This is a genomic window from Rhodococcus sp. SORGH_AS_0303 (genome assembly GCF_030819335.1).
Lineage (GTDB): Bacteria > Actinomycetota > Actinomycetes > Mycobacteriales > Mycobacteriaceae > Rhodococcoides.
The window spans coordinates 2,784,311-2,809,939 of sequence record NZ_JAUTBO010000001.1; the positions used below are offsets into that span (position 1 = coordinate 2,784,311).

At 67.1% G+C, this 25,629-nt stretch carries 21 protein-coding genes, 1 other RNA gene and 1 pseudogene; 7 read left to right on the top strand and 16 right to left on the bottom strand.

Translation table 11 applies throughout. From position 1 onward, the window contains the following. Window positions 1-64: 64 nt before the first annotated feature. Window positions 65-640 carry a DUF2567 domain-containing protein gene (locus QE449_RS13105; RefSeq protein ID WP_222647060.1) on the bottom strand — a complete coding sequence of 192 codons (576 nt, stop codon included), beginning with the start codon at window positions 638-640 and terminating at the stop codon, window positions 65-67. 66 nt (window positions 641-706) lie between these two features. Between QE449_RS13105 and QE449_RS13110 the strand changes: the two genes are divergently transcribed. The 4 genes from QE449_RS13110 (at window position 707) to treY (ending at window position 6,986) form a co-directional block, all read left to right on the top strand. Next, window positions 707-1,303 (top strand): TetR/AcrR family transcriptional regulator C-terminal domain-containing protein, encoded by a 597-nt coding sequence (locus QE449_RS13110; RefSeq protein WP_307108927.1) that lies wholly within the window; start codon window positions 707-709, stop codon window positions 1,301-1,303. Then, window positions 1,300-2,229, top strand: a complete 930-nt coding sequence (locus QE449_RS13115) for an NAD(P)/FAD-dependent oxidoreductase (protein ID WP_307108928.1) — start codon at window positions 1,300-1,302, stop codon at window positions 2,227-2,229. Before QE449_RS13110 ends, QE449_RS13115 begins: the two co-directional genes overlap by 4 nt. 80 nt (window positions 2,230-2,309) lie before the next feature. Then, window positions 2,310-4,628, top strand: a complete 2,319-nt coding sequence (gene glgX, locus QE449_RS13120) for a glycogen debranching protein GlgX (RefSeq protein WP_307108929.1) — start codon at window positions 2,310-2,312, stop codon at window positions 4,626-4,628. A 9-nt stretch (window positions 4,629-4,637) separates the two neighbouring features. Further along, complete coding sequence (gene treY, locus QE449_RS13125; protein WP_307108930.1) at window positions 4,638-6,986, top strand: malto-oligosyltrehalose synthase; 2,349 nt, start codon at window positions 4,638-4,640, stop codon at window positions 6,984-6,986. Window positions 6,987-7,065: 79 nt separating this feature from the next. Here treY and QE449_RS13130 read toward each other — a convergent pair whose 3' ends face one another. From QE449_RS13130 to QE449_RS13150, 5 genes and pseudogenes are all read right to left on the bottom strand, one after another. Continuing rightward, window positions 7,066-7,860: a DUF1295 domain-containing protein gene (locus tag QE449_RS13130; protein WP_222638644.1), complete on the bottom strand. Its 795-nt coding sequence runs from the start codon at window positions 7,858-7,860 to the stop codon at window positions 7,066-7,068. Next, window positions 7,857-9,152: a cyclopropane-fatty-acyl-phospholipid synthase family protein gene (locus QE449_RS13135; RefSeq protein WP_307108931.1), complete on the bottom strand. Its 1,296-nt coding sequence runs from the start codon at window positions 9,150-9,152 to the stop codon at window positions 7,857-7,859. The genes QE449_RS13130 and QE449_RS13135 overlap by 4 nt, the downstream gene beginning before the upstream one ends. Next, the gene (locus tag QE449_RS13140; RefSeq protein WP_307109722.1) at window positions 9,149-10,423 is read right to left on the bottom strand and encodes a cyclopropane-fatty-acyl-phospholipid synthase family protein; all 1,275 of its coding nucleotides are present in this window, start codon (window positions 10,421-10,423) and stop codon (window positions 9,149-9,151) included. Before QE449_RS13140 ends, QE449_RS13135 begins: the two co-directional genes overlap by 4 nt. 108 nt (window positions 10,424-10,531) lie before the next feature. Further along, window positions 10,532-11,251: pseudogene (locus QE449_RS13145) on the bottom strand (DUF1365 domain-containing protein); the annotation flags it as partial. Then, entirely contained in the window at window positions 11,248-12,546 is a 1,299-nt protein-coding gene (locus tag QE449_RS13150) for an NAD(P)/FAD-dependent oxidoreductase (RefSeq protein WP_222647052.1), read from the bottom strand. The pseudogene QE449_RS13145 and the gene QE449_RS13150, both read right to left, overlap by 4 nt. Before the next feature lie 516 nt (window positions 12,547-13,062). On the opposite strand from QE449_RS13150, the gene QE449_RS13155 reads away from it, so the two are divergent. Next, window positions 13,063-14,865 (top strand): DUF262 domain-containing protein, encoded by a 1,803-nt coding sequence (locus tag QE449_RS13155; RefSeq protein ID WP_307108932.1) that lies wholly within the window; start codon window positions 13,063-13,065, stop codon window positions 14,863-14,865. Window positions 14,866-14,899: 34 nt separating this feature from the next. Here the strand turns inward: QE449_RS13155 and QE449_RS13160 are convergent, their stop codons facing one another. The 10 genes from QE449_RS13160 to prfB all read right to left on the bottom strand — a co-directional run bounded on the left by QE449_RS13160 (window position 14,900) and on the right by prfB (window position 23,278). Beyond that, window positions 14,900-15,535, bottom strand: coding sequence for a S9 family peptidase (locus QE449_RS13160; protein WP_307108933.1), 636 nt, complete (start codon window positions 15,533-15,535; stop codon window positions 14,900-14,902). Between the two features lie 122 nt (window positions 15,536-15,657). Beyond that, window positions 15,658-16,028, bottom strand: a transfer-messenger RNA (tmRNA) gene (gene ssrA / locus QE449_RS13165). A 62-nt stretch (window positions 16,029-16,090) separates the two neighbouring features. Further along, entirely contained in the window at window positions 16,091-17,608 is a 1,518-nt protein-coding gene (locus QE449_RS13170; RefSeq protein ID WP_051613594.1) for an SDR family oxidoreductase, read from the bottom strand. Between the two features lie 69 nt (window positions 17,609-17,677). Next, on the bottom strand, window positions 17,678-18,547 hold the full coding sequence (locus QE449_RS13175) for a DMT family transporter (protein ID WP_155957108.1): 870 nt from the start codon (window positions 18,545-18,547) through the stop codon (window positions 17,678-17,680). Then, a complete protein-coding gene (gene smpB, locus QE449_RS13180; protein WP_027506811.1) occupies window positions 18,544-19,017 on the bottom strand; it encodes an SsrA-binding protein SmpB in 474 nt (157 codons plus the stop codon). The genes QE449_RS13175 and smpB overlap by 4 nt, the downstream gene beginning before the upstream one ends. 87 nt (window positions 19,018-19,104) lie before the next feature. Next, on the bottom strand, window positions 19,105-20,010 hold the full coding sequence (gene ftsX / locus QE449_RS13185) for a permease-like cell division protein FtsX (protein ID WP_027506812.1): 906 nt from the start codon (window positions 20,008-20,010) through the stop codon (window positions 19,105-19,107). A gap of 69 nt (window positions 20,011-20,079) precedes the next feature. Further along, window positions 20,080-20,769, bottom strand: a complete 690-nt coding sequence (gene ftsE, locus QE449_RS13190; protein ID WP_027506813.1) for a cell division ATP-binding protein FtsE — start codon at window positions 20,767-20,769, stop codon at window positions 20,080-20,082. Between the two features lie 53 nt (window positions 20,770-20,822). Then, complete coding sequence (locus tag QE449_RS13195; RefSeq protein WP_027506814.1) at window positions 20,823-21,275, bottom strand: hypothetical protein; 453 nt, start codon at window positions 21,273-21,275, stop codon at window positions 20,823-20,825. After that, on the bottom strand, window positions 21,272-22,096 hold the full coding sequence (locus tag QE449_RS13200) for a mechanosensitive ion channel family protein (RefSeq protein ID WP_081821432.1): 825 nt from the start codon (window positions 22,094-22,096) through the stop codon (window positions 21,272-21,274). The genes QE449_RS13195 and QE449_RS13200 overlap by 4 nt, the downstream gene beginning before the upstream one ends. A 66-nt stretch (window positions 22,097-22,162) precedes the next feature. Next, entirely contained in the window at window positions 22,163-23,278 is a 1,116-nt protein-coding gene (gene prfB, locus QE449_RS13205) for a peptide chain release factor 2 (protein ID WP_027506816.1), read from the bottom strand. Between the two features lie 57 nt (window positions 23,279-23,335). Between prfB and QE449_RS13210 the strand changes: the two genes are divergently transcribed. Continuing rightward, window positions 23,336-24,160 carry an inositol monophosphatase family protein gene (locus tag QE449_RS13210; protein WP_051613595.1) on the top strand — a complete coding sequence of 275 codons (825 nt, stop codon included), beginning with the start codon at window positions 23,336-23,338 and terminating at the stop codon, window positions 24,158-24,160. A gap of 39 nt (window positions 24,161-24,199) precedes the next feature. Continuing rightward, window positions 24,200-25,618: an acyl-CoA dehydrogenase family protein gene (locus tag QE449_RS13215; RefSeq protein WP_027506817.1), complete on the top strand. Its 1,419-nt coding sequence runs from the start codon at window positions 24,200-24,202 to the stop codon at window positions 25,616-25,618. Window positions 25,619-25,629 lie beyond the last annotated feature (11 nt).

Consider the following 25,629-nt stretch of genomic DNA (forward strand, 5'->3'; position numbering starts at 1 on the left):
GTCGTGGGCCGCCCTGAGAGCGCTCATTCAAGCAGACGAATCCGGCGTCCGAGACCCGAACGGATCACTCCTCGGGGGACTCGTCCCGACCCAGATCGTCCGACGGCGACAGCGCCGTGACGAGAACGAGCGTGACCGCCGCAGCCAGAGGTTGCGCGAGCAGAGCCAGCCACGTCGAGACACCGGGGGCGAGTGCGACGACATCGCCGCGAAGGGCGCCGTCGGCACTCGGATACCGCACCGCGCCCACGGCGAGGCCGGCACCGATCGCCGCGGCGGACGCCAGCGCCGACGCCACCACGATGTCGAGGACCAGACGCGGTCCTCGCTCGGCCACGCGAGCCCAGACGGCGACCGTGGTCAGCACCCCGGCCGCGGCGGTCACGCAGAGGAACAGAGCCAGTGCGTCGAAGCGATGATCGCTCTCGCCGGTCAACACGATCGCGCGGCCGTCACCGACGGCGGCGACGTGCTCCACGGGCGCGAGCAGAGCCCACAGGATCCCGAGGACGGCACCGACCACCGCGGTCGCGAGCACGATCCGGATCGAACGCCGGGTGAACGCGCCGCGCGACGGCCGACCCGCATCGCCGATCCCGGGTGCGGTCGAGGCGAACCCCGTCGTGTCGACATCACTCACGTCGGCCAGCCTAGGCTGTCGCTGCGTGGCCGACGGGCCCGCGACACGAGTCGGGAGAGGTGCGGAATGCAGTTGCGCAGAGACGACGTCGTCGACGGCGCACTGACCATTCTCGACGACTACGGTCTCGCCGACCTCACGATGCGCCGACTGGCAGGCTCGCTCGGTGTCGCGCCGGGCGCGCTGTACTGGCACGTCGCGAACAAGCAGGCGCTGCTCGGCGCGGTGTCCGATCGCATCCTGAGCCGCCTGGACACCGTGCCCGCTGCCGTCACCTCCGATGTGCTGGACGCCGTGCGCGGCCGCGCTCACGGACTTCGAGACGCTCTCCTGGCTCACCGGGACGGCGCCGAGGTGGTCGCCTGCAGCCTGGCCGCCCGCACGGTGACGCACCCCGTGCGGACCACGGTCGTCGACGATCTCCGCGCCACCGGGCTGACCCCGGAGGACGCCGGACACGCCGCGGACGCCCTGCTCTACTACGTGCTGGGTGCGACGAGCGACGAACAGTCCCGGCTGCAGATGGAGTCCGCGGGTGCGCTGGCCGCGGATCGACACCTCGACGACGGTGACCTCGATCGAGATGCCACCGCTCGGTTCGATTTCGGCCTCGAACTCTTCGTCGACGGCGTTCGGAGCCGCGTCCGTACGCTGAACGAGTGACCTCCTCGACCTCTCCCGTCACCGTCCTCGGAGCCGGTATCGCCGGTGCCGCGTGCGTTCGCGTGCTCCGCGACGCCGGTGTCCCGTTCGTGCTGCGTGACCGGGGCCGCGCCGTCGGCGGTCGGATGTCGTCCCCCGAGTTGCACGGACGCCGAGTCGATGTGGGCGCCGGCTACTTCACCGTCCGCGACGACGGGTTCCGGGACGTCGTGTCCGACTGGGCCTCTCGCGGTCTCGTGCACGAGTGGACAGACACCTTCACGGTGGTGCGGGCCGGGGCGGAGCCGGAACAGAAATCGGGACCCACGCGGTGGGGAACGCCGGCGGGCCTGCGATCTCTGGTCAAGGACCTGCTGTCCGGCATCCCTGTCGACGCCACCGAGGCTCGGGCGTTGCCCGACGGACACGTGGTCCTGGCCATGCCCGACCCGCAGGCCTCCCGCCTGATGACCGTGCCCGACGCCGTCGACTACGACCCCGTCGTCGCGGTGGTCCTCGGGCTCACCGACGACGACGCCGCCGGACTCCCCTTCCCCGACGCCGCCTTCGTGTCCGACGACGCGGACGTCGAGTTCCTCGCGCGCGACGGCGCACGCCGGGGCGACGGAGCCGCGGTCCTGGTCGCCCACACGTCCGCGCAGCGCGCCCGGCGACACCTCGACGATCCCGCCGGTGCGATCCCCGCCGTCGTCGACGCCGTCGCCGCGCTCACGGGCATCGGCACTCCGATCTGGACGCACGCCCACCGCTGGACCTTCGCCAAGCCCGCCTCCCAGCACGACGCGAGCCACGACATCGTCTCGCACGGAGACCGTCTGGTCGGCTTCGCCGGGGATCAGTGGTGCCCGGAGGGCTCGCCCCGCGTCGAGAGCGCCTGGCGATCGGGCACCGACCTCGGGCACGCGCTGATCGCACGACTGGGCTGAGCCCGGGCGGCCGACGCTCCGGCCTGCGACGGACCTCGCCGACAGGTGTCCTTCGCCGCTGCCGGGATAGGGTTCCGAGCATGTCCGTCGACCATGCACACGAACCATCGATCCAGGTATGGCCCGGCAGCGCGTATCCCCTGGGCGCCACCTACGACGGCGCCGGAACCAATTTCGCGCTCTTCTCCGAGGTCGCCGAGGCCGTCGATCTCTGCCTCATCGACGCCGACGGTCACGAGACCCGCGTCCGCCTCGAAGAGGTCGACGGGTACGTCTGGCACGCCTACATCCCCCAGGTCCAGCCCGGCCAACGGTACGGCTACCGCGTGCACGGCCCGTGGAATCCCGGAGCGGGACAGCGGTGCGACGCGAGCAAGCTGCTGCTCGACCCCTACGGCAAGGCGTTCGTCGGATCGTTCGACGGTGACCGCTCGCTCTTCAGTTACGACATCGACATCCCCGAACGTCCCGTGCCCGCAGCGCAGGAGAGCGACGACGCCGTGCATCCCGGCGAGGCGCACGTCGCCGGCCCCGCGGGATCGGCCACCGCATCGCGCACCGTCGACGCGACCCGCGCCAACGTCGCGACTGCCAGAACCGTTGCACCCGAGCCTGATCCAGAGCCCGAGCCCGAGCCCGAGAACCACTTCCCCCAGCACGACTCGCTGGGACACACGATGACGACGGTCGTCGTCAATCCGTTCTTCGACTGGCAGAACGACCGCTCGCCGCGTCGCCCCTACAACGAGACCGTCATCTACGAGGCCCACGTCAAGGGCATGACGATGACCCACCCGGACATCCCGGAGGATCTGCGCGGTACGTACGCCGGTCTCGGCCATCCGGCCGTGATCAGCCACCTGGAGAAGCTCGGCGTCACCGCCATCGAACTGATGCCGGTGCATCAGTTCATGCAGGATCAGACATTGGTGGACAAGGGACTTCGCAACTACTGGGGCTACAACTCGTTCGGTTTCATGGCCCCGCACAACGAGTACGCGTCCTCCCCCATGGCCGGTTCGGCCGTGTCGGAGTTCAAGACGATGGTGCGCTCGTTCCACGAAGCCGGCATCGAGGTGATCCTCGACGTGGTCTACAACCACACCGCCGAGGGCAACCACATGGGTCCGACCATCGCGTTCCGCGGCATCGACAACGCCGCGTACTACCGGTTGGTCGACGACGACCCGTACTTCTACATGGACTACACGGGCACGGGTAACAGCCTGAACGTCCGTCACCCGCACACCCTGCAGCTGATCATGGACTCCCTGCGCTACTGGGTCACCGAGATGCACGTCGACGGCTTCCGCTTCGACCTCGCATCGACCCTGGCCCGCGAACTGCACGACGTGGACAAGCTGAGCGCGTTCTTCGACCTGGTCCAGCAGGACCCGGTGGTGAGCCAGGTCAAGCTGATCGCCGAGCCGTGGGACGTCGGTGAGGGCGGCTACCAGGTCGGCAACTTCCCCGGTCTCTGGACCGAGTGGAACGGCATGTACCGCGACACCGTCCGCGACTACTGGCGCGGTGAGCCGGCGACACTCGGCGAGTTCGCGTCGCGGCTCACCGGATCCTCCGACCTCTACGAGGCGACGGGTCGCCGCCCCGGTGCGAGCATCAACTTCGTCATCGCGCACGACGGCTTCACGATGCACGATCTGGTGTCCTACAACGACAAGCACAACGAGGCCAACGGCGAGGACAACAACGACGGCGAGAGCCACAACCGGTCCTGGAACTGCGGTGTCGAGGGGCCGACGGACGACCCCGAGGTGCTGTCGCTGCGCGCCCGTCAGATCCGCAACATGCTGGCGACGCTCATGCTCAGCCAGGGCACGCCGATGCTCGCGCACGGCGACGAGATGGGCCGGACCCAGCAGGGCAACAACAACGTCTACTGCCAGGACTCCGAACTGGCCTGGATGGACTGGTCGCTGGCGGAGACGAACGCCGATCTGGTCGAGTTCACGTCCCGCGTGATCGCACTCCGCAACGACCACCCGGTGTTCCGTCGACGACGCTTCTTCGAAGGCCGGCCGATCCGCAAGGCGGAGCAGACGCGCGACATCGCGTGGCTCACCCCGACCGGCGAGGAGATGACCGAGGAGGACTGGGACAGCGGCTTCGGCAAGTCGCTGGCGGTGTTCCTCAACGGCGAGAACATCCCCGAGCCCGACAACCGGGGCAACCGGGTCGTCGACGACACGTTCTACCTGTGCTTCAACGCCCATCACGAGCCGATCGACTTCACCACACTGGACGGCAAGTACGCCGACGAGTGGACCGTCGCGCTCGACACCGCCTCGGCCACCGGAGCCGACGATCGAGTCATCGTCGCCGGCACCGCTGTCGAGGTGCAAGCACGGTCACTGTTGGTGCTACGGAAAACGGGGTAAGGAAGCGACATGAGCCACGCGATCACCTCGACCTATCGATTCCAGCTACGGGGTGATCGCTTCACTCTCCGCGATGCCGCGTCGCTGGTTCCCTATCTCGCCGAACTCGGTGTCTCCCACGTCTATCTGTCGCCGATCCTGACGGCGGCCGAGGGCTCCACCCACGGGTACGACGTCACCGATCCGCGCACCGTCTCCGAGGCACTCGGTGGTCGAGCCGCTCTCGAGGACCTCGTCGCCGAGTGCCGGTCCCACGGCCTGGGCGTCGTGGTCGACATCGTGCCCAACCACCTCGGTGTGGCCACGGCGCGGGAGAACCCGTTCTGGTGGGACGTGCTGAGACACGGACGCGCATCGCAGTACGCCTCGTGGTTCGACATCGACTGGGCCGGTGCGGAGCGCATCGCGCTCCCCGTGCTGGGCGACGATGCCGACGTGAACGAACTCTCGGTCGACCGGTCGGGAGACGAGGCCACGCTGGCCTACTACGAGAACCGCTTCCCGGTGGACCCTGCGACCGACGACGGCGGGGACGACGCGAAAGCACTGCACGACAAGCAGTCCTACGAACTGGTCGGATGGCGCTCCGGGCGCATCGGGTACCGCCGGTTCTTCTCCGTCAGCGACCTGGCCGGTCTCCGTCAGGAGGACCCCGCGGTCTTCGCCGCGACGCACGCCGAGGTCGGCAGCTGGTTCCGCGACGGTCTCGTCGACGGTGTGCGCGTCGACCATCCGGACGGGCTCACCGCACCGGCCGAGTATCTCGCTCGCTTGCGGGGCGTCGTCGGACCCGACTCGTGGCTCGTCGTCGAGAAGATCCTCACCGCCGAGGAGCCGCTCGACGTCACCCTTCCCGTCGACGGAACCACCGGGTACGACGCTCTCGCCGATCTCGGTGGGGTGTTCCTCGACCCGTCGGGCGAGGAGCCGCTGACGCGACTGTCGTCGGACGTCACCGGCCACGCGGGGGACGCACACTGGGTGCACGAGGCCGAGCGGACCATCAAGGCCGACACGGCGAGCACACAGCTCGCTCCCGAGGTGCGGCGCCTGGTAGCGGCGATCGCCCGCGACACCGGAACGTCGTTCGACGCCGACCTCGCCCGCGAGGCCGTGACCGAGATCGTCGCCCGCATGCCGGTGTACCGCTCCGACTACGCGCCGCTGGCCGGCATGCTGCCCCGCCTGCTCGGCGACGTCGCCGCGGATCGCCCCGAACTGGTTCCCGCCCTCGATGTCGTCGCGGCCGCCGTGGCCGCACGCGGCGAGGCGTCGGGACGTCTGCAGCAGGTCGCGGGCGCCGTGATGGCGAAGAGCGTCGAGGACTGCATGTTCTACCGCACGTCGCGGCTGGTCTCGCTCCAGGAGGTCGGCGGTGACCCGTCCCGCTTCGGTCGGTCGGTGCCGGAGTTCCACCTCCGCCTGTCCGAGCGGGCCCGGCTGTGGCCTGCCGCGATGACGACCCTCTCGACACACGACACCAAGCGCGGCGAGGACGTTCGGGCGCGCATCGGCGTGCTGTCCCAGGTGCCCGACCTGTGGCGCGCATGCCTGAGCGACTGGGAGGAGCAGGCTCCGTCGCCCAACGGGTCCACCGGACTCTTCCTGTGGCAGAACATCGTCGGCACCTGGCCGACCGACGGCGTGGTCACGGACGAGTACCGCGAGCGACTGCACGCCTACGCCGAGAAGGCCATCCGCGAGGCGGGCTCGTACACCGGCTGGAACGACGTGGACGAGGACTTCGAGACTGCCGTCCACACGTGGATCGACGGCATCGTCGACGGAGCGGTGGGTCCCTCGCTCACGACGTTCGTCCAGCAGATCGCTCCGCACGCGTGGAGCGATTCGCTCGGACAGAAGCTCCTCCACCTGGCGGGTCCCGGCATCCCGGACATCTACCAGGGCACGGAGCTGTGGGAGGACTCTCTCGTCGACCCCGACAACCGCCGGGACGTGGACTACGACGCCCGCAAGGCTCTGCTGGACATCGACGGGACGCCGGCGCTCGACGCGAGCGGCGCCGCCAAGTTCCACGTGACCCGGTGTGCCGCACGGCTGCGTCGCGACCGTCCGGACAGCTTCGTGGGCGGGTCCTACGTTCCGGTGTTCGCGACCGGCGCCGCCGCCGACCACGTCGTGGCGTTCGGTCGTGGACCTGCCGACGGTGATGCCGACGTCGTCGCCGTCGCCACGCGGTGGTCGATGCGCCTCGGCGAGGCAGGATGGGGTGACACCTCGCTGGCGTTGCCGGACGGTGAGTGGACCGACCTCGTGAATGGTGGGTCGTTCAGCGGAACGGTCACCGTGTCCTCACTGCTCTCCGCGCTCCCGGTCGCGCTCCTCGTCCGACGGTGACCTGATCTCGAGGTGAACCGGTCACGCGCGCAGACCACCCCTCCTCGGGGCTGCGTGCGTGACCGGAAGTCGGGCCCGCTCAGGCCTTGCGGGGCGGGAGCGGAACGAAGTAGCTGGTGCGCTGCTGGTACTCGCGATATCCGGGCCGCTCCGCCATGTGCTGCTCGAGCAGCCGCGCACCCGTAGCGAACACGAGGAAGTACGTCATGGCGACCGGCGAGAGCACGGTCAGCACACCGGGCCAGTGCGCCGCGGAGACAAGGAAGATGCCCCACCAGACACAGGCGTCACCGAAGTAGTTGGGGTGGCGCGTGTACCGCCACAAGCCCCGGTCCATGATGGTGCCCTTGCGGGACGCGTCCGCCTTGAAGGCGTCCATCTGACGATCCCCCACCGTCTCGAAGACGATGCCCAGGACCCACAGAGCGACGCCCACCGCAGTGACGACGCCGAACGATCCGTCGGACACGGCGGCGACCTGCACCGGCAGCGACACGAACCACAGCGCGACACCCTGCGTGAGATAGATCTTGCGGATCGCGTACACAGCGGGGCTGCCCGACGCGTTCGACAGCATCTTCTCGTACCGCGGGTCCTCGCCCTTGCCCCGCGAGCGGCGGAACATCGAGACCGCGAGACGGGTGCCCCAGGCTCCGACGAGCACCAGCATCAGCACTCGCCGCCACCCGTCGCCGGACCCGGCCAGTGCTGCGGCGATCGCCACCGCGACGAAGCCTGCTCCCCAGCTCACGTCGACCACGTTGTGCCGACCGATGCGGAAGCCGACGACCGCGGTGACGGTGAGGACAACGACCACCGCCAGCAGGGAGACCGCCGACACGACGGCCAGATCGGACCAGGAGAAGTCCGTCATCCGTGTGTCCGGACCAGCGGCATCGAGGACACGCCGCGGTCGTCCGGGCGGACGGACAGGATCTGGTCGACACCCATCCGGCCGTCGCGGAACGCCATTCCGCCGCCCACGAGGTACAGGCGCCACACCCGCGCCACCTCGTCTCCGACGAGTGCGACCAGATCGTCCCAGCGGCTCTCGAAGGTCGCGTACCAGGCGTCGACGGTGCGGACGTAATGCTCGCGCAGGGCGTGCACGTCGCGGACCTCGAGACCCGACTCCTCGATCATGGCGACCGTCGCACCCACGGGCCGCATGTACATGTCGGGGGCGATGAACGACTCGATGAAGGCACCGCCGCCCGGGTTGTCCCCCGCCTTGCGCGACATCTGCTGCACCAGCACCCGGCCGCCGGGCACCACGTTGTCGTGCAGCGCCTTCGCGTAGATCGGATAGTTCTTCTCGCCGACGTGCTCGCCCATCTCGATGGACGCGACGGCGTCGAAGGGGCCGTCGGGCACCTCGCGGTAGTCCTGGATGCGAATCTCCACCCGGTCCTGCAGGCCGCGGTCCGCGATGCGCTTGTCGATGAAGGCCTTCTGCTCGCGGGAGATGGTGACGCCGACGACCTGCGCGTCGAAGTGTTCCGCCGCGTGCAGGCTCAGCGACCCCCATCCGCACCCGACGTCGAGGAACCGCATTCCGGGGCGGCCGAGGCCGATCTTGCGGCACACGAGGTCGAGCTTGTCGCGCTGCGCGTCCTTGAGGCCGTAGTCGGGCGAGTCCGACGTCCAGTAGCCGCTCGAGTACGCCATCTGCGGGTCGAGCACCATCTCGTAGAACTCGTTCGACAGGTCGTAGTGGTGGCTGATCGCCGCGCGATCGCGCACCAGCGAGTGCAGCCGACCCTTGATGACCGCCTGCGAGGCGGGGGCGGGAAGAGGGCGGGCCTGCTTCACCCCGACGACACCGAGCGACGCCGCGGTGCGGACGAGCTCGACGATCGCCTTCGGGCTGGGCCGCACGGCCGTCAGCCGACGGGTGCGCACCACGTCCCACACGTGCGTCAGCGCCTCGTCGAGGTCACCTTCCACGTCGAGTTCACCGGTGACGTACGCCTGAGCAGCACCCAGTTCCCCCGGGCTCCACAGCAACCGTCGCAGGACGTTCGGGCTGTACAGCGTCACCTTCGGCGCGTCGGTGGGGCCGGCGGTCGAGCCGTCCCACGCAGTCAGGTGCACCGGCAGCGCGCCGCCGACGAAGGGGGCGATCAGGTCTTCGAGCCGTGCGGCCACGGTGGGGGTGCCGGTCATCGGTCGCTCCTTCGTTCGAGCAGGATCTGCTGGACATCGATGTAGCCGGAGCCGAAACCGGCCTCGGAATAGCAGAGGTAGAAGTGCCACATGCGGGCGAACACGTCGTCGAAGCCCAGCATCCGGGCCTCCTCGGCGTGCGCGTGGAAGCGCTCGTCCCACAGGCGCAGGGTGCGGGCGTAGTGATCGCCGATGGACAGACGCTCACGCACGCGCAGCGTCGTCTCCTTCTCGGTGATGCTCTCGATCGCGCGGATCGACGGGAGGAACCCGCCGGGGAAGATGTACTTGTGTACCCACGTGTACGTGTTGCGCGTGGCCAGCATGCGCTCGTGCGGCATGGTGATGGCCTGGATCGCCACCTTGCCTCCGGGGGCGAGCAACGAGTCGATGGTGCGGAAGTACTCGCCCCAGTACTGGTGTCCCACGGCCTCGATCATCTCGACGGACACGATCGCGTCGTACTCGCCGTCGACCAGTCGGTAGTCCAGGAGATCGACCTGGACCCGGTCGGCGTGGCCGGCGGCGTCGATGCGCTTGCACGCGAGTTCCAGTTGCTCGGTGGACAGGGTCACCGACCGCACCGTGGCACCGCGTTCGGCGGCGCGGATGGCGAGTTCGCCCCAGCCCGTGCCGACCTCCAAGACGCGTGTTCCCGCGGTCACCCCGGCGCGATCGAGCAGTCGATCGATCTTGGACCGCTGCGCGGCGGCGACGTCGTCCCATCCGGGCTGCGGGGTCAGCGACGGGAACAGCGCGCTCGAGTAGGTCATGGTCTCGTCCAGGAACAGTTCGAACATCTCGTTCGACAGGTCGTAGTGGCGCGAGATGTTCGAGCGCGTGTTGCTCGTGGTGTTGGTCTCGGAGACCGGCTGCTTGGGGATGTACAGGCCGCGCAGGCGTTGCAACCACTTCGGGATGAGGGTCGCCATGCGTTCGGCGAAGACACCGAGTGCCGCCGTGAGGTCGGGCGCGTCCCAGTCGCCGGCCATGTAGGCCTCACCGAATCCGATGAGCCCACTCTCCCCCACGCGCGCCGCGAAGTCGCGTGGGCGGTGGATCGTCATCACCGGGGCGGTGGGATCGTTCGCGCCACCTCCGATGACGACGCCGTTCGGCATCTCGACCCGGATCGCGAGATGTTCTGCCGCCCTGCGGAAGAGAGCGTCGGCGACGGGCGCGGCGAGGCGCGCCTTGACGGTGACCGGCGCCGTCGCGATGGAGGGCCAACGTTCGGCGTCGACGGTCGATGCCACGGCGTACTGAGTCATCCTGGTGCCTTCTGATCGAGGGGGTACTGCCGAGCCGAGCGGAGTGGAGAGCGGACCGTGCCGGTCCACCACGGCGGGTACGTCGCCGCGCACCGGCGGACGCGTAACCGTGCGGAGCCCACGCGCCCACAACCCGATTCCCTGACGCCGGATGCGCGCGGTGACCACGTGCGGGGCGAGGGGGGCTCGTGCGAGAACGCCCAGGACGCGGCCCGTCGTCGCGGGGCGTCCGGTGCCGGACATGACCGCGACGAACGGGGGGTGCCCGTCCCGGAGCAGCGTGATCGACAGGGCGAGGGAGCCGTCGGGCTCCGGGAGCCGCATCGCGTACTCCCCGCTGACGTCGTTGAACGGCGAGACGTAAAACTCCTTGGGTGTGCGCGCCGCCCCGCGCGCGTCCGTGTCCAGCAGGTAGCGGTGACGTTCGCCGTAGGTGTTGTGCACCTCGGCGACCACGTGCTCGACGCGGCCGGTGCCATCGTGCAGCCAGTAGACCGTCAGGGGGTTGAAGACGTACCCGAGAACACGAGCGTTGGTCAGCATCGTGATCCGCCCCGCGACGGGTACCCGGCCGTGTGCCCGGAGGAAGTCGTCGAGGTTGGCCCGCAGCGTCGCCGACGGATCGCCCACATGGTCGGCGGCGTCGATCTTCGCGAACGGCGCGAGCGGACCGGGCAGCGACGGGAGTGCGTCGATGTCGACGAACCACGAGTAGCTGCGATACGTGAACTCGTTCTCGATCGGCTCGCGCCGCACGTGCCTGATGGAGGTCTCGTAGATCATGGCGGTGCGAGTACCGGCAGCGGCGCGGGTGTCGACGGCGGTCATGCCCAGACCCCGCCCAGACGTTCCGCCGCGCGCAGGCCCGAGGCCGCACCGTCCTCGTGGAAGCCCCACCCGTGGTAGGCGCCCGCGAAGGCGACCAGGTCGGTGTCGAGCTCCCCGAGTCGCGCCTGCGCGGCGACCGACTCGGACGTGTAGAGGGGATGCTCGTACCGCATCGTCTCGAGCACGGCGGACGGGTCGAGTGCGGCACCCTCGGCCGTGGGATCGTCCTCGTCGCCCAACGTCACGAGGTACCGGGAGCCGGTGTCGGGCAGCCGCTGCAGCCGTGACATGTCATAGGTGACCACCACTCCGCCCGGCGCCGCATCGCACGCCGGCATGCGGTAGTTCCACGAGGCGCGGGCACGCCGCAGACGCGGGAGCACGCTCTCGTCGGTGTGGAGCCGAGCAACGTTGGGCGAGTACGGCATGGCACCGAGAACGAGGTGCTCCGTCGAGGTGGGCTCGGCGAGCATCTTCAGCGCCTGCTGGGGATGCGTCGCGACGACGACGGCATCGACCGTCTCCGTGTGCCCGGAGGCGTCCTCGATCTCGACCGACCGGTCGCCCCGACGGATGGCGGCCACCGGTGTGCCCGAACGGATGTCGGCGATCGTCTCGGCGACACGCTCGACGTAGCGGGCGGATCCACCGGTCACGGTGCGCCAGGTCGGCGAACCTCCGACGCCGAGCATCCCGTGATGCTCGAGGAACGAGAAGAGGTACCGGGCCGGGTAGTCGAGGGCCCGAGACGGCTCGCACGACCACACGGCGGACACGAGGGGCGTCATGAAGTGCGATTCGAAGTACTGCGAGAACTCGTGCCGGGCAAGCACATCGGCGACCGTCGCATCGTCGTCGCCGGACGCGAGCAGCGCACGGGCGACACGGTGAAAGCGGGTGACCTCGAGCAGCATCCGCAGGTAGCGACCGCGGACCACGCTGCCGGGGCCGGGGATCAGCCCGGAGAGGCCCTGCCCACCCGAGTACTCGAGCCCGCATCCGTCGCAGCGGATCGACATGCTCATGTCCGATTCCTGTGTCGGAATGTCCAATTCGCGAAACAGTCGCTGCAGTGTCGGGTATGTCCGGTCGTTGTGGACGATGAAGCCCGTGTCCACGGGCAGATCACCCTGCGGGGTGGACACGACGTGGGTGTCCGCGTGACCGCCGAGACGGCCGTCGGCCTCGTACAGCGTGACGCGAGCAGTCTTCGACAGCACGTACGCTGCCGTGAGGCCGGCGACGCCGGCGCCGACCACGGCGATGCGCCGGTCGGTGTGAGCATCGTGAGCCATGTGTCTTCTCCCTACGTGATGCGATCGGCCGGCCGCTGTGCGTCGGACCGCTCGCAGTGTCACTCGGGTTTCGTAGACGACACCTCGCGCGATTGGTCGACGACGAACTCCCGTACCCGCCGCGACCATGTCCGCGGTGATCGAAGCATGAAGTGACCCGCTCCCGCCATCGGAACGAACAAAGCGTCGACACCGCGCGCGGCGGCGCGTTCGGTCGCGGCGCGGGACGCGACGGGGTCGGTCCACCACGCTAAGACTTGTATGGATCCTCGGGACCGCCGATATCCGCCCTTTCGTCGGGAAGGCTGAGCCCGAATGGTCTTTCGAGTTTGTAGATTCGTCGGGCGTTTGACCAAATCCACCGGCTCGACAGCAACATTAATTTGGGGCCCACAAGATATAAGGCTCCAACCACGCCGGCTCGGGACTTTACGGACAGAGGAGTCGAAGTCTTGAAGGTGTGCGTACACTATTGACTGACAGCATCGCAGATACTTCAACAACCGCGGAGTTTGAATGGAAATCTCGTCGAAAACCCGGAATATTCGCTCATGCTTCCTTGAGTGCCTATATGAAATACCGAACTTTCAAAGACCATACAGCTGGGGAAACGATCAATTAGAAGACTACTGGAATGATGTTGCGCTCGGGGGTAGCGACTTTTTCTTCGGCACGACCGTGACCTGGGTGAGCGCGAAGCGTGAACTATTTCGGAACACGTTCTCACTTATAGATGGGCAACAACGCATTACTACAAGCGCAATCGCGCTGTCAGTAATCCGCGACTTTTTTAGCCAAATCGAGAAGGGTCTTGATTTGACAGAAGGTGCGGAGCACAAGCAAGCGGTCAGGGAGCAAGTCTCCACCACACAAAACTATTTGGTAGCAAAGGACGACGACTCAAAAGAATACGCCGTGCTTTCCCACACCGAAGAGAAGTTCTGGGAAGTCATACAAAAACCGGGATCAATACCATCCGGCGTCGATTGGGGCAGCAATGGATTCTTGGTCGGCGCTGCACGCAGCTTTTTCGAGGAGAGAATTCAACACCAACTGATCGAAGACGACGCGACTGATACAAAAGTGGAAAAACTCAAAGCGCTCAGAAACAACATTCTGCAAGCGCGGGTGATTCAGGTAGAACTAAGCTCTGAAGAAGATGCCTTCCTAATCTTCGAAACCTTGAATACCCGAGGAGCCGATCTACTTCTATCAGACCTAGTCAAAAACATGCTCGTACGTGGGATATCTGAAGATCCCACTGACCGAGTCGCGGTCACTAAGCGGTGGCTGACCGTAGTAGACGATGTCACCGCCAAAGGCATCAATTCCGACGCCATGAACAGATTTATCTGGCAATCCTGGAACTCGCGTAGAGACGCAGTCAAGGAGCCTGAGTTGTACAAACAACTTAAAGTCTTGGTTAACAACACTCAGTTGACACACGCAGAATATCTTGCGGAACTGGAATTTGACTCCCGCGTTTACACCAACCTGGAAGCCGATTACAAGCAGTTTCCGCCGAAGATGTCCAGGGTACGCAACGCATTGTCGATACCGGAGGTGCAAGACGCAATCAATGGCCTGAATATCTTCAAGGTAACTGTTGCTAACTCTGCGATAATCGCCCTAGTAAGAAAATTCGATAATACAAACTTGATTACAGAGCGACAAGTAAAGCGTACTATTCGAGCTATCGAGAGTTTCCATTTTCAGTTCAATGCAATGGCCAATAGTGGTTCAACAGGAGGGACGCGCGGACGTTACAACCGGTTTTCCGTCTCTCTAGAGAAAGCCTCGACCAAAGTGGAAGTAACCGCCGCAATCGACGACTTCGTTGCGCGGCTAAGGGGTAGCTTACCAAGTCGAAATACGGTGGTTGATGCATTCAGCGGTTTGGCGTACGCACCAAAGCTTAAATTGACCAATGCTCAGCGTAATAGTGGTTCAACGGATTTAATTCGGTACATCCTAGTCACAATCGCGCAAAGAATGGGCCAACTTCCTCCCGCGCAGCACGCATCAAACTGGACAATTGAGCACATCGCGCCGCAAAGTACGGCGACTTCATCGTTCGAGGATCCGCTGTACTCCATCGGTAATTTAACGCTCCTAAGCGAACAGGCTAACTCAAGCCTAGGAGACGAGGCGTTTCGCAAGAAGAAAAGTGTCCTGAAAAGATCGGCTGTTCCCAAGGACGCGACGTTAGAATCTTGGACACGTAAGGCGGCGGGATTTGAGCCAAACGCCAATGATGTCGTTAAGCGCGCTAAAGCACTAGCGGAACTCGCAGTCACCGAAACCTGGAAAATTCTGTAATTTATCGATCAAGCAAGGACGGTAATGCCTTTCGCTACTCACGCTGAAAGTGGTCGACGAACTCCCGTACCCGCCGCGACCATGTCCGCGGTGATCGAAGCATGAAGTGACCCGCTCCCGCCATCGGAACGAACAAGGCGTCGACACCGCGCGCGGCGGCGCGTTCGGTCGCGGCGCGGGACGCGACGGGGTCGGTCCACCGGTCGACGGTGCCGTGCAGGACCAACAGGCGCTGATCGGCGCGCAGGGTGTCGGTCTCCCTGCCATCGGGCCACCACGGCGCCAGCGCGACGAGAGCCACCACGTCGGGGTGCCCCGCGATCGCTGCTGCCGTGCGACCGCCCATGGAGTGACCGAGCACGGTGATGGGAGTTCCCGGTCCGTACGTGTCGCGGATCTGCTCGCACGCCCACCACGCGTCCGCGACGGGACTGCGGTCGGCGCCGTTCCAGCCGCGATACCGGTACTGCAACTGGGTCACCGCGACCGATGGCCCCGTCGCGCGCCGGAGCATGCGAGTGAAGGGGACCATGCGCAGGGCCGACAGCTGCCACGGACGGGCACGGTCGTGGCTGGTCACTTTGCCGCCGTGCAGAACCAGCACCGCGGAGTCTGCGGGCCCGGACCGGAGCCCGTGCAGAGTCGGGGCCGCGACGTCGTCAACACTCATGGTTCTTGATTCGGGGCGCTCCGGCCGCTGGATGCCTGGCAGTGGCGAACGTCGCGCCCTCACTGCCGGACGTCAGGGGGGTGACACGACGACGGCCGGACACCTGATGGTGTCCGGCCGTTCGGTGGAGCTGCCGGGAATCGAACCCGGGTCCTGTGTCGGTTTGCCAGGGCTTCTCCGTGCGCAGTCTGCTAAGTCTCTACTCGGATCTCCAGATCTCGCAGACAAGCCTGGATGACGATCCCAGCCACTGTTTGATGTCCCACATCACTCCGTGACCGAGTGACCAGGTGAGCCCTCTAGCTGATGCCAGTACCCGACCCGAGGGCAAGATCGGACTGACAGACACGCAGTCGCTACTTAGGCAGCGAGTGCGTAGTCGCGCTGATTGGAATCGGCGCTTATATTTTTGCGATGACGCTTGCGGTGGTCTCTCGCCTGCACCGGCACGCTTCCCCTGACTAGACGCACACAGTCGAAACCGTTCAGCCCCTTTCCTCCGCTGTGGCGAAGTCTCGTCCCACCGGTCTTCCCGGTGGACACATCAGTCTAACGTCATCCGACGCGGGTTTCATCCCGTTTGTCACCGGTGTCGGCCGCGCGTTCGGCCTTGCCCGTGATGTTCTCGAGCATGCCGCGGAAGATCACACCGTGGAACGGCATGATGGCGAACCAGTACAGCCGTCCGCCCAGCCCCCGCGGGAAGAAGATCGCGCGCTGCTCGTAGCGGGAGCGGGTCCCGCCGTCGCGCGGAAGGACGCGCAGTTCCAGCCAGGCACCGCCCGGCGCCTTCATCTCGGCGCGCAGACGCAGCAGCGACCCGCGCTCGATCTCCTCGACGCGCCACCAGTCGAGCGCCTCGCCGTTGACCAACCGACGCGGATCCCGACGGCCGCGCTTGAGTCCCACGCCCCCGACGATCTTGTCCATCCAGCCGCGGATGACCCAGGCAGCGGGGAACGAGTACCACCCGTTCTCACCACCGATACCCTCGACGACGTCCCACAGCAGTTCCGGTGGCGCGTTGCAGTCCTGCGCGCGTTCGTCGACGTACACCACCTCGCCGGCCCAGTCCGGGTCCGACGGCAGCGGATCCGATGGGGCGCCGGCATCGGTCGCGTTGGACCACGTGGTCTCCACCTCCCCGTCCTCGATGCGCCGCAGCGCGAGGTGCACGGAATCGGCGAAGGTGGTCAATCCACCCTCCGGCGGTGGGACGACCGTGTCGATGTCCTGTTCGTGGGCGATGGCGTCGTACTGCAGTGACTCGATGAGGGGCATGGCCAGTCCGCGTGGGATGGGCGTGACCAACCCGATCCAGTGACCCGCGAGTCGGGGCGTCAGCACCGGCAACACCAGCATGCGACGCTTGCGCAGACCCGCCACACTCGCGTACTCGTTCATCATCTCGCCGTACTGCAGGACGTCCGGCCCACCGATGTCCCAGGTACGGGACGTCTCGAACGGAGCGGTCGCCGACTCGATCAGGTAGTGCAGCACGTCGCGGACGGCGATCGGCTGGATCTGGTTGTGCACCCACTTGGGGGTCGTCATGACGGGCAGTCGATTGGTGAGGTGCCGAATCATCTCGAACGACGCGGATCCGGAGCCGATGACGACACCCGCCTGCAGCACCACGGTGAAGACGCCGGACTCGATGAGGATCCGGCCCACCTCGGCCCGCGATTCGAGGTGCGGGGACAACGCGCCGGTCACCGGGTGGAGGCCGCCGAGATACACGATGCGCTGCACTCCGGCGGCCTTCGCCGCTTCGGCCACGTTCTCCGCACTTCGACGCTCCGCCTCGGCGAAGTGGTCGGATCCCCCCATGGAGTGGACGAGGTAGTAGACGACGTCGACGTCCCGGAACGCATCGTCCAGCGACTCGCGATCACTCAGATCGCCCTGCACCACCTCGACGTCCGCAGCCCACGGCACGTCGCGAAGCTTCTGAGGCGACCGGGCGAGGACGCGAACCCGGTAGCCGGCCTCCGTCAGTCGCGGGGCGAGTCGACCGCCGATGTAGCCCGTCGCTCCGGTGACCACGACACGGGCGCCTGCTTCGGTGTTCATGCATTCCATTCGTAGCAGAGGAGCACCTCGAGTGTGGCGCCCACCCGGAGCGCGACCACCGCCAGGTGGTCAGGCACCCGCGGTGATCAGCCCGACCGCGCCCAGGGCGATGACCATGCCGACGATCTGCACCTTGGCCACCCGCTCCCCCAGCATCACCATGGCCAGCAGCACGGTCGCGGCGGGATACAGCGAGGCGATCACGCTGACGAGGGACAGCAGCCCACCCTGGAAGGCATAGAGCAACGCGGCGTTGGCGGCGACGTCCAGAAGAGCGATCCAGGCGGCCAGCTTCAGAACGCCGCCACGGGGGAACGAGAACATGCCGGTGCCGAGGGCGACCGCCCACACGAGGGCGGTGGCGGTGACCCGGTTTGCCAGCAACGGCCACAGACCCGCGTCGTCCTCCCCGGCCCGGTCGAGAAAGATGAACGTCAACGCGAATGCCAGACCGGAACCGACGGTCAGCCATGCCACCCGGGGCGTGAATCGCAGAGTCCGTCCGCCGGCCACGTCACCTGCGGCGTCGTCGGGTGACTCCTTGCTGACCATGAGCACGGCCACCAGCGCCAACGCGATGCCGATGTATGCCAGGACGCCGGGTCGCTCGCCCAGGACGAGCCCGACGCCGACCGGTACACCGGCCACCAGAACGGCCGTGATCGGCGACACGACGGCCATCGGCCCGGCGGCGAGTGCCAGGTAGAACCACCACACGGCGACACCGCCGGCCAGTCCGGACAACGCACCCCACACCACGGACGACGCGGTGAGAGTGCCTCCGACGAACGGCATCACCGCCGCCACGACGAGTACCGAGACCGGGTACGAGACGATCACCACGCGCAGCGCGGCGACGCGTCGGGACGCGACTCCTCCGACGAAGTCGCTGACGCCGTACCCGAGCGCCGCGATCAGCGCGAGGACGATCGCGGTCAGCGCATTCCCTTTATGCGACGACCGAGTTCACGGGTGACCTCGCGTTCCGCCGTTCGGCGAGCCAGGTCCTGACGCTTGTCGTAGTCCTGCTTGCCCTTCGCCAGGGCCAGCTCGACCTTCACCTTGCCCTCGTTGAAGTACATGGAGAGCGGTACCAGCGTCATGTTGCCCTCACGCGTCTTGCCGATGAGGACCTCGATCTCCCGCTTGTGCAGCAGGAGCTTGCGGTTGCGCCGCGGCGCGTGGTTGGTCCAGCTTCCCGCCATGTACTCGGGAATGTGCAGGCCGCGCAGCCACACCTCGCCGTCGTCGACGGTGGCGAAGGCATCGGCCAGCGACGCCTTCCCGTCACGCAGGCTCTTGACCTCGGTGCCGACGAGGGCGACTCCGGCCTCGTAGACGTCGAGGATCGTGTAGTTGTGTCGCGCTTTGCGATTGGTCGCAATCGCCTTGCGACCTTTCTCCTTCACAGCTGGAACTCCTTCGGGCGCGGGTGGACGTGACTTCTGACAACCATAAGGACTCCGTCCACCCGTTTGTTCCGGGTGCCGGGTGCGCTACTGCCGGACGTACAGGCGCAGGGTGATGTAGGAGGTGATCGTGGCCATGCCGACGCCGACCAGAAGCAGGATCGGCGAGACCAACAAGACGTCGCTCGTCGTCACCCGAGCCAGGATGTTGGCCTGGTACAGGTCGTCCAGCACCGAGTCGATGAACGCCGCCTTGGCGGTGAACAGTCCGGCGATGGCGAGCACCGCACCCACCAGCGATGCCGCGATGGCCTCGAGCAGGAAGGGCAGCTGCGTGTACCACCGCGTGGCGCCGACCAGGCGCATGATGCCCACCTCGGTCCGACGGGTGAACGCGGCGATCTGCACCATGTTGGCGATCAGCAGGACCGCCGCGACGGCCTGGACCACAGCCACCGCGAACGCGGCGTTGCGGACGCCCGCGAGGACGCTGAACAGCCGGTCGACCAGTTCGCGTTGGTTGAGCACGCTCTGCACACCCGGCCGCGCCCCGAACTCGTCGTTGATCACGCCGAACCGCTCGGGATCGCTGAGCTTCACCTTGAACGACGCGGGGAAGCTCTCGGGTGACACCAGGGACGCCAGCTCCGGCTGATCCTTGAAGACGCGATCGGTGGCGTCGGCGACGGCGTCCTCCCGGTTGAGGTACTGCACCGACACCACGGACGGCGTCGATTCGAGGTCCGTGCGGAGGCCGGCGCAGATGCCCGAGGTGCAGTCCGGGTCGGTGGTCGAGATGTCGTCGGTCAGGAAGATCTGGACCTCGACGCGATCCAGGAAGATCTGCTGCGTCTTCCCCGCCATCTGCACGACCAGCAGGCCACCACCGAACAGACCGAGGGAGATGGCGGTGGTCAGCACCATCGCGATGGTCATCGTGATGTTGCGGCGCAGTCCGGTGAGAACTTCGCCGAGAAGGAAACTAGCGCGCACGGTTCACACACTTTCTTCGAGAGGTCGTTGCGCCGAGGCGCGAGGAGGGGACGGAGCCGAGAGCGGGATCTAACGACCCACGCCGTACACCCCTCGTGCCTCGTCGCGGACCACCCGGCCGTTGTCGAGCTCGACGACGCGGCGACGCATCGAGTCGACGATGTGGTTGTCGTGAGTGGCCATGAGGATGGTGGTGCCCGTGCGGTTGATGCGCTCGAGCAGCAACATGATGTCCTGGCTGGTGTCGGGGTCCAGGTTGCCGGTGGGCTCGTCCGCGAGCAGCACGAGCGGCCGGTTCACGAAGGCGCGGGCCACGGCGACTCGCTGTTGCTCGCCGCCGGACAGCTCGGACGGCAGACGATCCGCCTTGCCGGACAGGCCGACCAGCTCGAGCACCTCCGGCACCGTCCGCTCGATCACCCCGCGCGGCTTGCCGATCACCTCGAGGGCGAACGCGACGTTCTCCGACACCGACTTGTTCTGCAGCAGGCGGAAGTCCTGGAAGACGCATCCCATGCTCTGCCGCAGCTTCGGCACGCGCCGCCCGGCGAGCTTGTTCACGTGGAAGTCCGCCACCGTGATGTCGCCCGAGGTCGGCATCTCCTCGCGCAAGAGCAGGCGCATGAAGGTCGACTTGCCCGAGCCCGACGGCCCGATGAGGAAGACGAACTCGCCCTTCTCCACCTTCACCGACACCTTGTCCAGCGCGGGTCGAGTCGAGGACTTGTAGGACTTCGAGACGTTCTCCACGCTGATCACGGGTCGCCAGTGTAGCCGCGCGTCCCGACGGTGCCGCTACAGCGACGCGCGGGTCAGTTCGTTCCGCTCGGCAACGGCAGACCGGGGATGGTCGGCAGCTGGAACCCGGGCGCGCGTGTCGTCGTGCCGGTGGTGGTCGTGGGCGCCGGCGCGGTCGTCGTTACACCGTCCTGCGGCGAGGCCGGATCGGTCGTGGTCGGCACGGGCGTCGTGGTCGACCGGAACGTGTTGGTCGTCGGGGCGTAGGTCTCCGCCGGGGGCGGCGCCTCGGACGACGACGGTGCGGGCGGAACGTACACCGGCGAGTTCTCGTTGAGGGTCGGGTCGAAGCGCACGTTGTTCCACAGCACCAGTACTGCCAGGAAGGCGAGCACCATCACCACGGTGGTCGTGCGGAAACGGCCGAGGATGCGCGCCGGTATGCGCGACATCCACCCGGGGCGGAACGTCGATCGCGGAGCGTCCGGGTGCTCGGTCGCCGGGCTCTCGGGTTCGTTCGAGGTCACTGTTCGCCTCCCACGGGACGGTCGGCGGAGAGTTCGGGCGAGACGGTGATGCCGTCGTTGCGCAGTGTCAGAGCGATGCGCGCCCGGAGCTCGCGTCCCACCTCGAACTGCTTGCCCGGCAGGGTGCGGGCGACGAGGCGCAGGTTGACCTGGTCCACCTCGATGCTCTCGACACCCATGACGGTGGGCTCGTCGAGCAGCAACTCGGTGAGCCGACCGTCGCGATAGGCCTCCTCGCCCACCGACTTCAACAGCTCGGTGACGCGGGACAGGTCCGCGGACGGCGGCACCGGTACGTCGATGACCGCGCGCGCCCAGTCCTTCGACAGGTTGACCGCCTTGACGATCTGCCCGTTGGGCACGGTGATCACCTCGCCCTCGGCCGACCGCACCCGCGTGACGCGCAGCGTCACGTCCTCGACGGTGCCGATCGCGTCGCCCGCGGTGCCGGTGATCGCGAGTTGGACCACGTCGCCGTACCCGTACTGACGCTCGGTGATGATGAAGAACCCGGACAGGATGTCCTGGACGATGCGCTGGGCACCGAAACCGAGCGCGGCACCGAGCACGGTCGCCGGAGCCACGAGGCTGGTGATCGGGAAGCCGAGGCGCTGCAGGACCCGGATGGCGACCAGCACGTAGATGAGTGCCACGACCACCCAGGTGACGACCTGCGCCACCGAGTGGCGGTGTTTCGCCGCCTCGGTGCGCACGAGCGCGTCGGTCTGCTGGTAGGTCCGGTCGATGCGGCCGGTGATCTTGCCGCCGGCCCACCCCACCGCCCGCGCCGCGAGCATGCCGCCGAGGATCCACAGGATCATCTCGAGGAAGTTGTTCTGGAGCCAGAAGACGAAATCGGGAGGCAGTGGCCAGAAGGCGCTCACCTGTTACTCCTGCTCTGCACGCATACGCCAGCGGATGCCCGACTCGATGAAGCCGTCGATGTCACCGTCGAGCACCGAGGACGGGTTGTTGACCTCGTACTCGGTCCGCAGATCCTTCACCATCTGGTACGGGTGCAGGACGTACGAGCGCATCTGGTTACCCCAGGAGCTGCCGCCGTCGCCCTTGAGGGCGTCCATCTCGGCGCGCTCCTCCTTGCGCTTGACCTCGAGCAGCTTGGCCTGCAGCACGCGCATGGCGGACACCTTGTTCTGCAGCTGCGACTTCTCGTTCTGGCAGGTGACGACGATGCCGGTCGGAATGTGTGTGAGCCGCACGGCGGAGTCGGTGGTGTTGACGGACTGACCACCCGGTCCCGACGAGCGGTACACGTCGACACGGATGTCGTTCTCGGGGATCTCGATGTGATCGGTGGTCTCGACGACCGGCAGCACCTCGACCTCGGCGAAGGACGTCTGGCGGCGACCCTGGTTGTCGAAGGGGCTGATGCGCACGAGACGATGCGTGCCCTGCTCGATCGACAGAGTTCCGTAACTGTAGGGCGCCTTCACCGCGAAGGTGGCGCTCTTGATGCCGGCCTCCTCGGCGTACGAGGTGTCGTAGACCTCCACGCCGTATCCGTGCTTCTCGGCCCAGCGGATGTACATGCGCATCAGCATCTCGGCCCAGTCCGCGGCGTCGATCCCGCCGGCGCCGGACCGGATGTTGACCAGCGCGTCACGCTTGTCGTACTCACCCGACAGCAGGGTCCGCACCTCGAGCAGCTCGACGTCGGTGTGCAGGGAGACGCGCTCGGCGTCCGCCTCCGCGAGCGCCTCGGCGGCGGCCTCGCCCTCTTCCGCCTCGGCGAGCTCGTACAGCACCGGAAGATCGTCGAGCCGCTGGCGCAGCGCCTCGACCCGCCGCAACTCGGTCTGCGCGTGCGACAACGCGCTGGTCACCTGCTGGGCGTGGTCCTGGTCGTTCCACAGCTCGGGGTCGGCAGCCTGGTGTTCGAGCTCGTCGATCCGGCGACGGAGTTCCTCGATGTCGAGCACCGACTCCACGGTCTTGAGGGTGGTGTCGAGTTCGGCGATGTCAGCGGATACGTCAGGATGCACGCGCCCGAGGTTACCGGCAACGACCGACGGGCCCGCACCGCAGTAACGTCCTGTGCCGTGACCGACCTCGCCGACGATCTCACCCTCGCCCTCCGTCTCGCGGACGCGGCCGACGCCATCACCACGGCGCGATTCCTGGCCGTGGACCTGCGCATCGAGGACAAGCCGGATCTCACACCCGTCTCGGACGCGGATCTGGCCGTCGAGACCGAGATCCGGCGGCTGCTCGGCGAGGTCCGACCGGGCGATGCGGTGTTGGGCGAGGAGTTCGGCGGCGACGCCGTCCTCTCCGGGCGTCAGTGGGTGCTCGATCCCATCGACGGCACCAAGAGCTTCGTCCGCGGTGTGCCGATCTGGGCGACGCTGGTCGCGCTGCTCTCCGACGGCGTGCCGGTCGTGGGAGTGGTCAGCGCTCCCGCTCTCGCGCGGCGATGGTGGGCGGCCGACGGGCTGGGAGCGTTCGCACGCTTCGGTGCCGGCGAGCCGCGACGGTTGTCGGTGTCGTCGGTGGCGTCTCCGTCCTCGGCGAGCCTGGGATTCTCCAGCCTCAGCGGGTGGAAGGACGCCGGTCTGCGAGAGAACTTCCTGGATCTGACCGACGAGGTGTGGCGCGTCCGCGGCTACGGCGACTTCCTCTCGTACTGCCTGGTCGCCGAGGGATCGATCGATGTGGCCGCCGAGCCCGAAGTATCACTGTGGGACCTGGCTCCGCTCGACGTGCTGGTACGGGAGGCGGGCGGCCGTTTCACCGCTCTCGACGGTGCGGCGGGGCCGCACGGAGGCAGTGCGGTGGCGTCGAACGCGCTTCTGCACGACGCCGTCCTCGGGCGCCTGACGCGCCGACCTTACTCGACGGTAGACACCGAACTTACTGGCGAGTAAGATAGGTCCCGTCCACGACCGAACACCGAGAACAGCTGGGTGATCATGACGAAGAACGACAGCGCCCCCACGACCAAGACCGATGCGTCTCGGCGCCCGGTGCGCGACACGTCAGCGGTCGGGCTCAACCCGATCCGACGCGACGCCATCGGAACCGCGATGCGCGTGCTCACCAAGCTCTCCGGCTCCGACCTGGCCGAGAAGTACAACCTGCGCCAGACGATCGACCGTGTCACGTACGAGAGCACGAAGACCGGCTTCAAGACGCTCGGTGCCGCCACCCGGACCTTCTCCAAGGTGTCCGGCGGAGGCAAGCCCGAGCGTCTGCCCGAGTCCTCCACCAAGGGACTCGACTACTTCGACCTGACTCCCGACGACGAGCAGAAGATGATCGTCGAGACGGTGCTCGAGTTCGCCGAGGAGATCATGCGCCCGGCAGCGCACGACGCCGACGAGGCCGCGGCATCGCCGGACGACCTCGTCGCTCGCGCCGCCGAACTGGGCATCACCCTCATCAACGTCCCCGAGAACCTCGAGGGCGCGGCCAGTGAGCGCGGCGCCGTCACCAACGCCCTCGTCGCCGAGGCGCTCGCGTACGGAGACATGGGCCTGGCCCTGCCGATCCTCGCCCCCAGCGGCGTGGCGGTGGCGCTCACGCAGTGGGGCACCGAGACTCAGCAGAAGACGTACCTGCCGTCCTTCACGGGTGAGAAGGTGCCCAGTGCGGCTCTAGTCGTGAACGAGCCGCGCGCGCTCTTCGACCCGTTCGCGCTGCAGACCAAGGCGGTCCGCTCCCCCAGCGGCTACAAGCTCACGGGCGTCAAGAGCCTCGTGCCGTCGGCCGCCGCCTGCGAGCTGTTCATCGTCGCCGCCGAACTCGACGGCCGTCCCGCGCTCTTCATCGTCGAGTCGGACAGCGCCGGGTTGAGTGTCGAGGCGGACCCCAGCATGGGTCTGCGTGCAGCGGGCATCGGTCGACTGCATCTCGACGGCGTCGCCGTACCCGAGGCCAACCTGTTGGGCGACGGCGACGCGGACGCCCACGTGTCCGACTACACCGACGCCATCCGGCTCGCGCGTCTCGGCTGGGCGTCCATGGCCGCCGGCACGTCGAAGGCCGTCCTGGACTACGTGGTCCCCTACGTCAACGACCGCACCGCGTTCGGCGAGCCGATCAGCAACCGTCAGGCCGTCGCCTTCATGGTAGCCAACATCGCGATCGAGCTCGACGGTCTGCGCCTGGTCATCCAGCGTGGTGCGTCCCGTGCGGAGCAGGGACTGTCCTTCGCACGCGAGGCCTCGCTCGCCCGACGACTCGCGACGGACAAGGGCATGCAGATCGGCCTCGACGGTGTCCAGCTTCTCGGCGGACACGGTTTCACCAAGGAGCACCCGGTCGAGCGCTGGTACCGCGATCTCCGCGCCGTCGGCGTTGCCGAGGGCATCGTCCTGATCTGATCCGACACCCC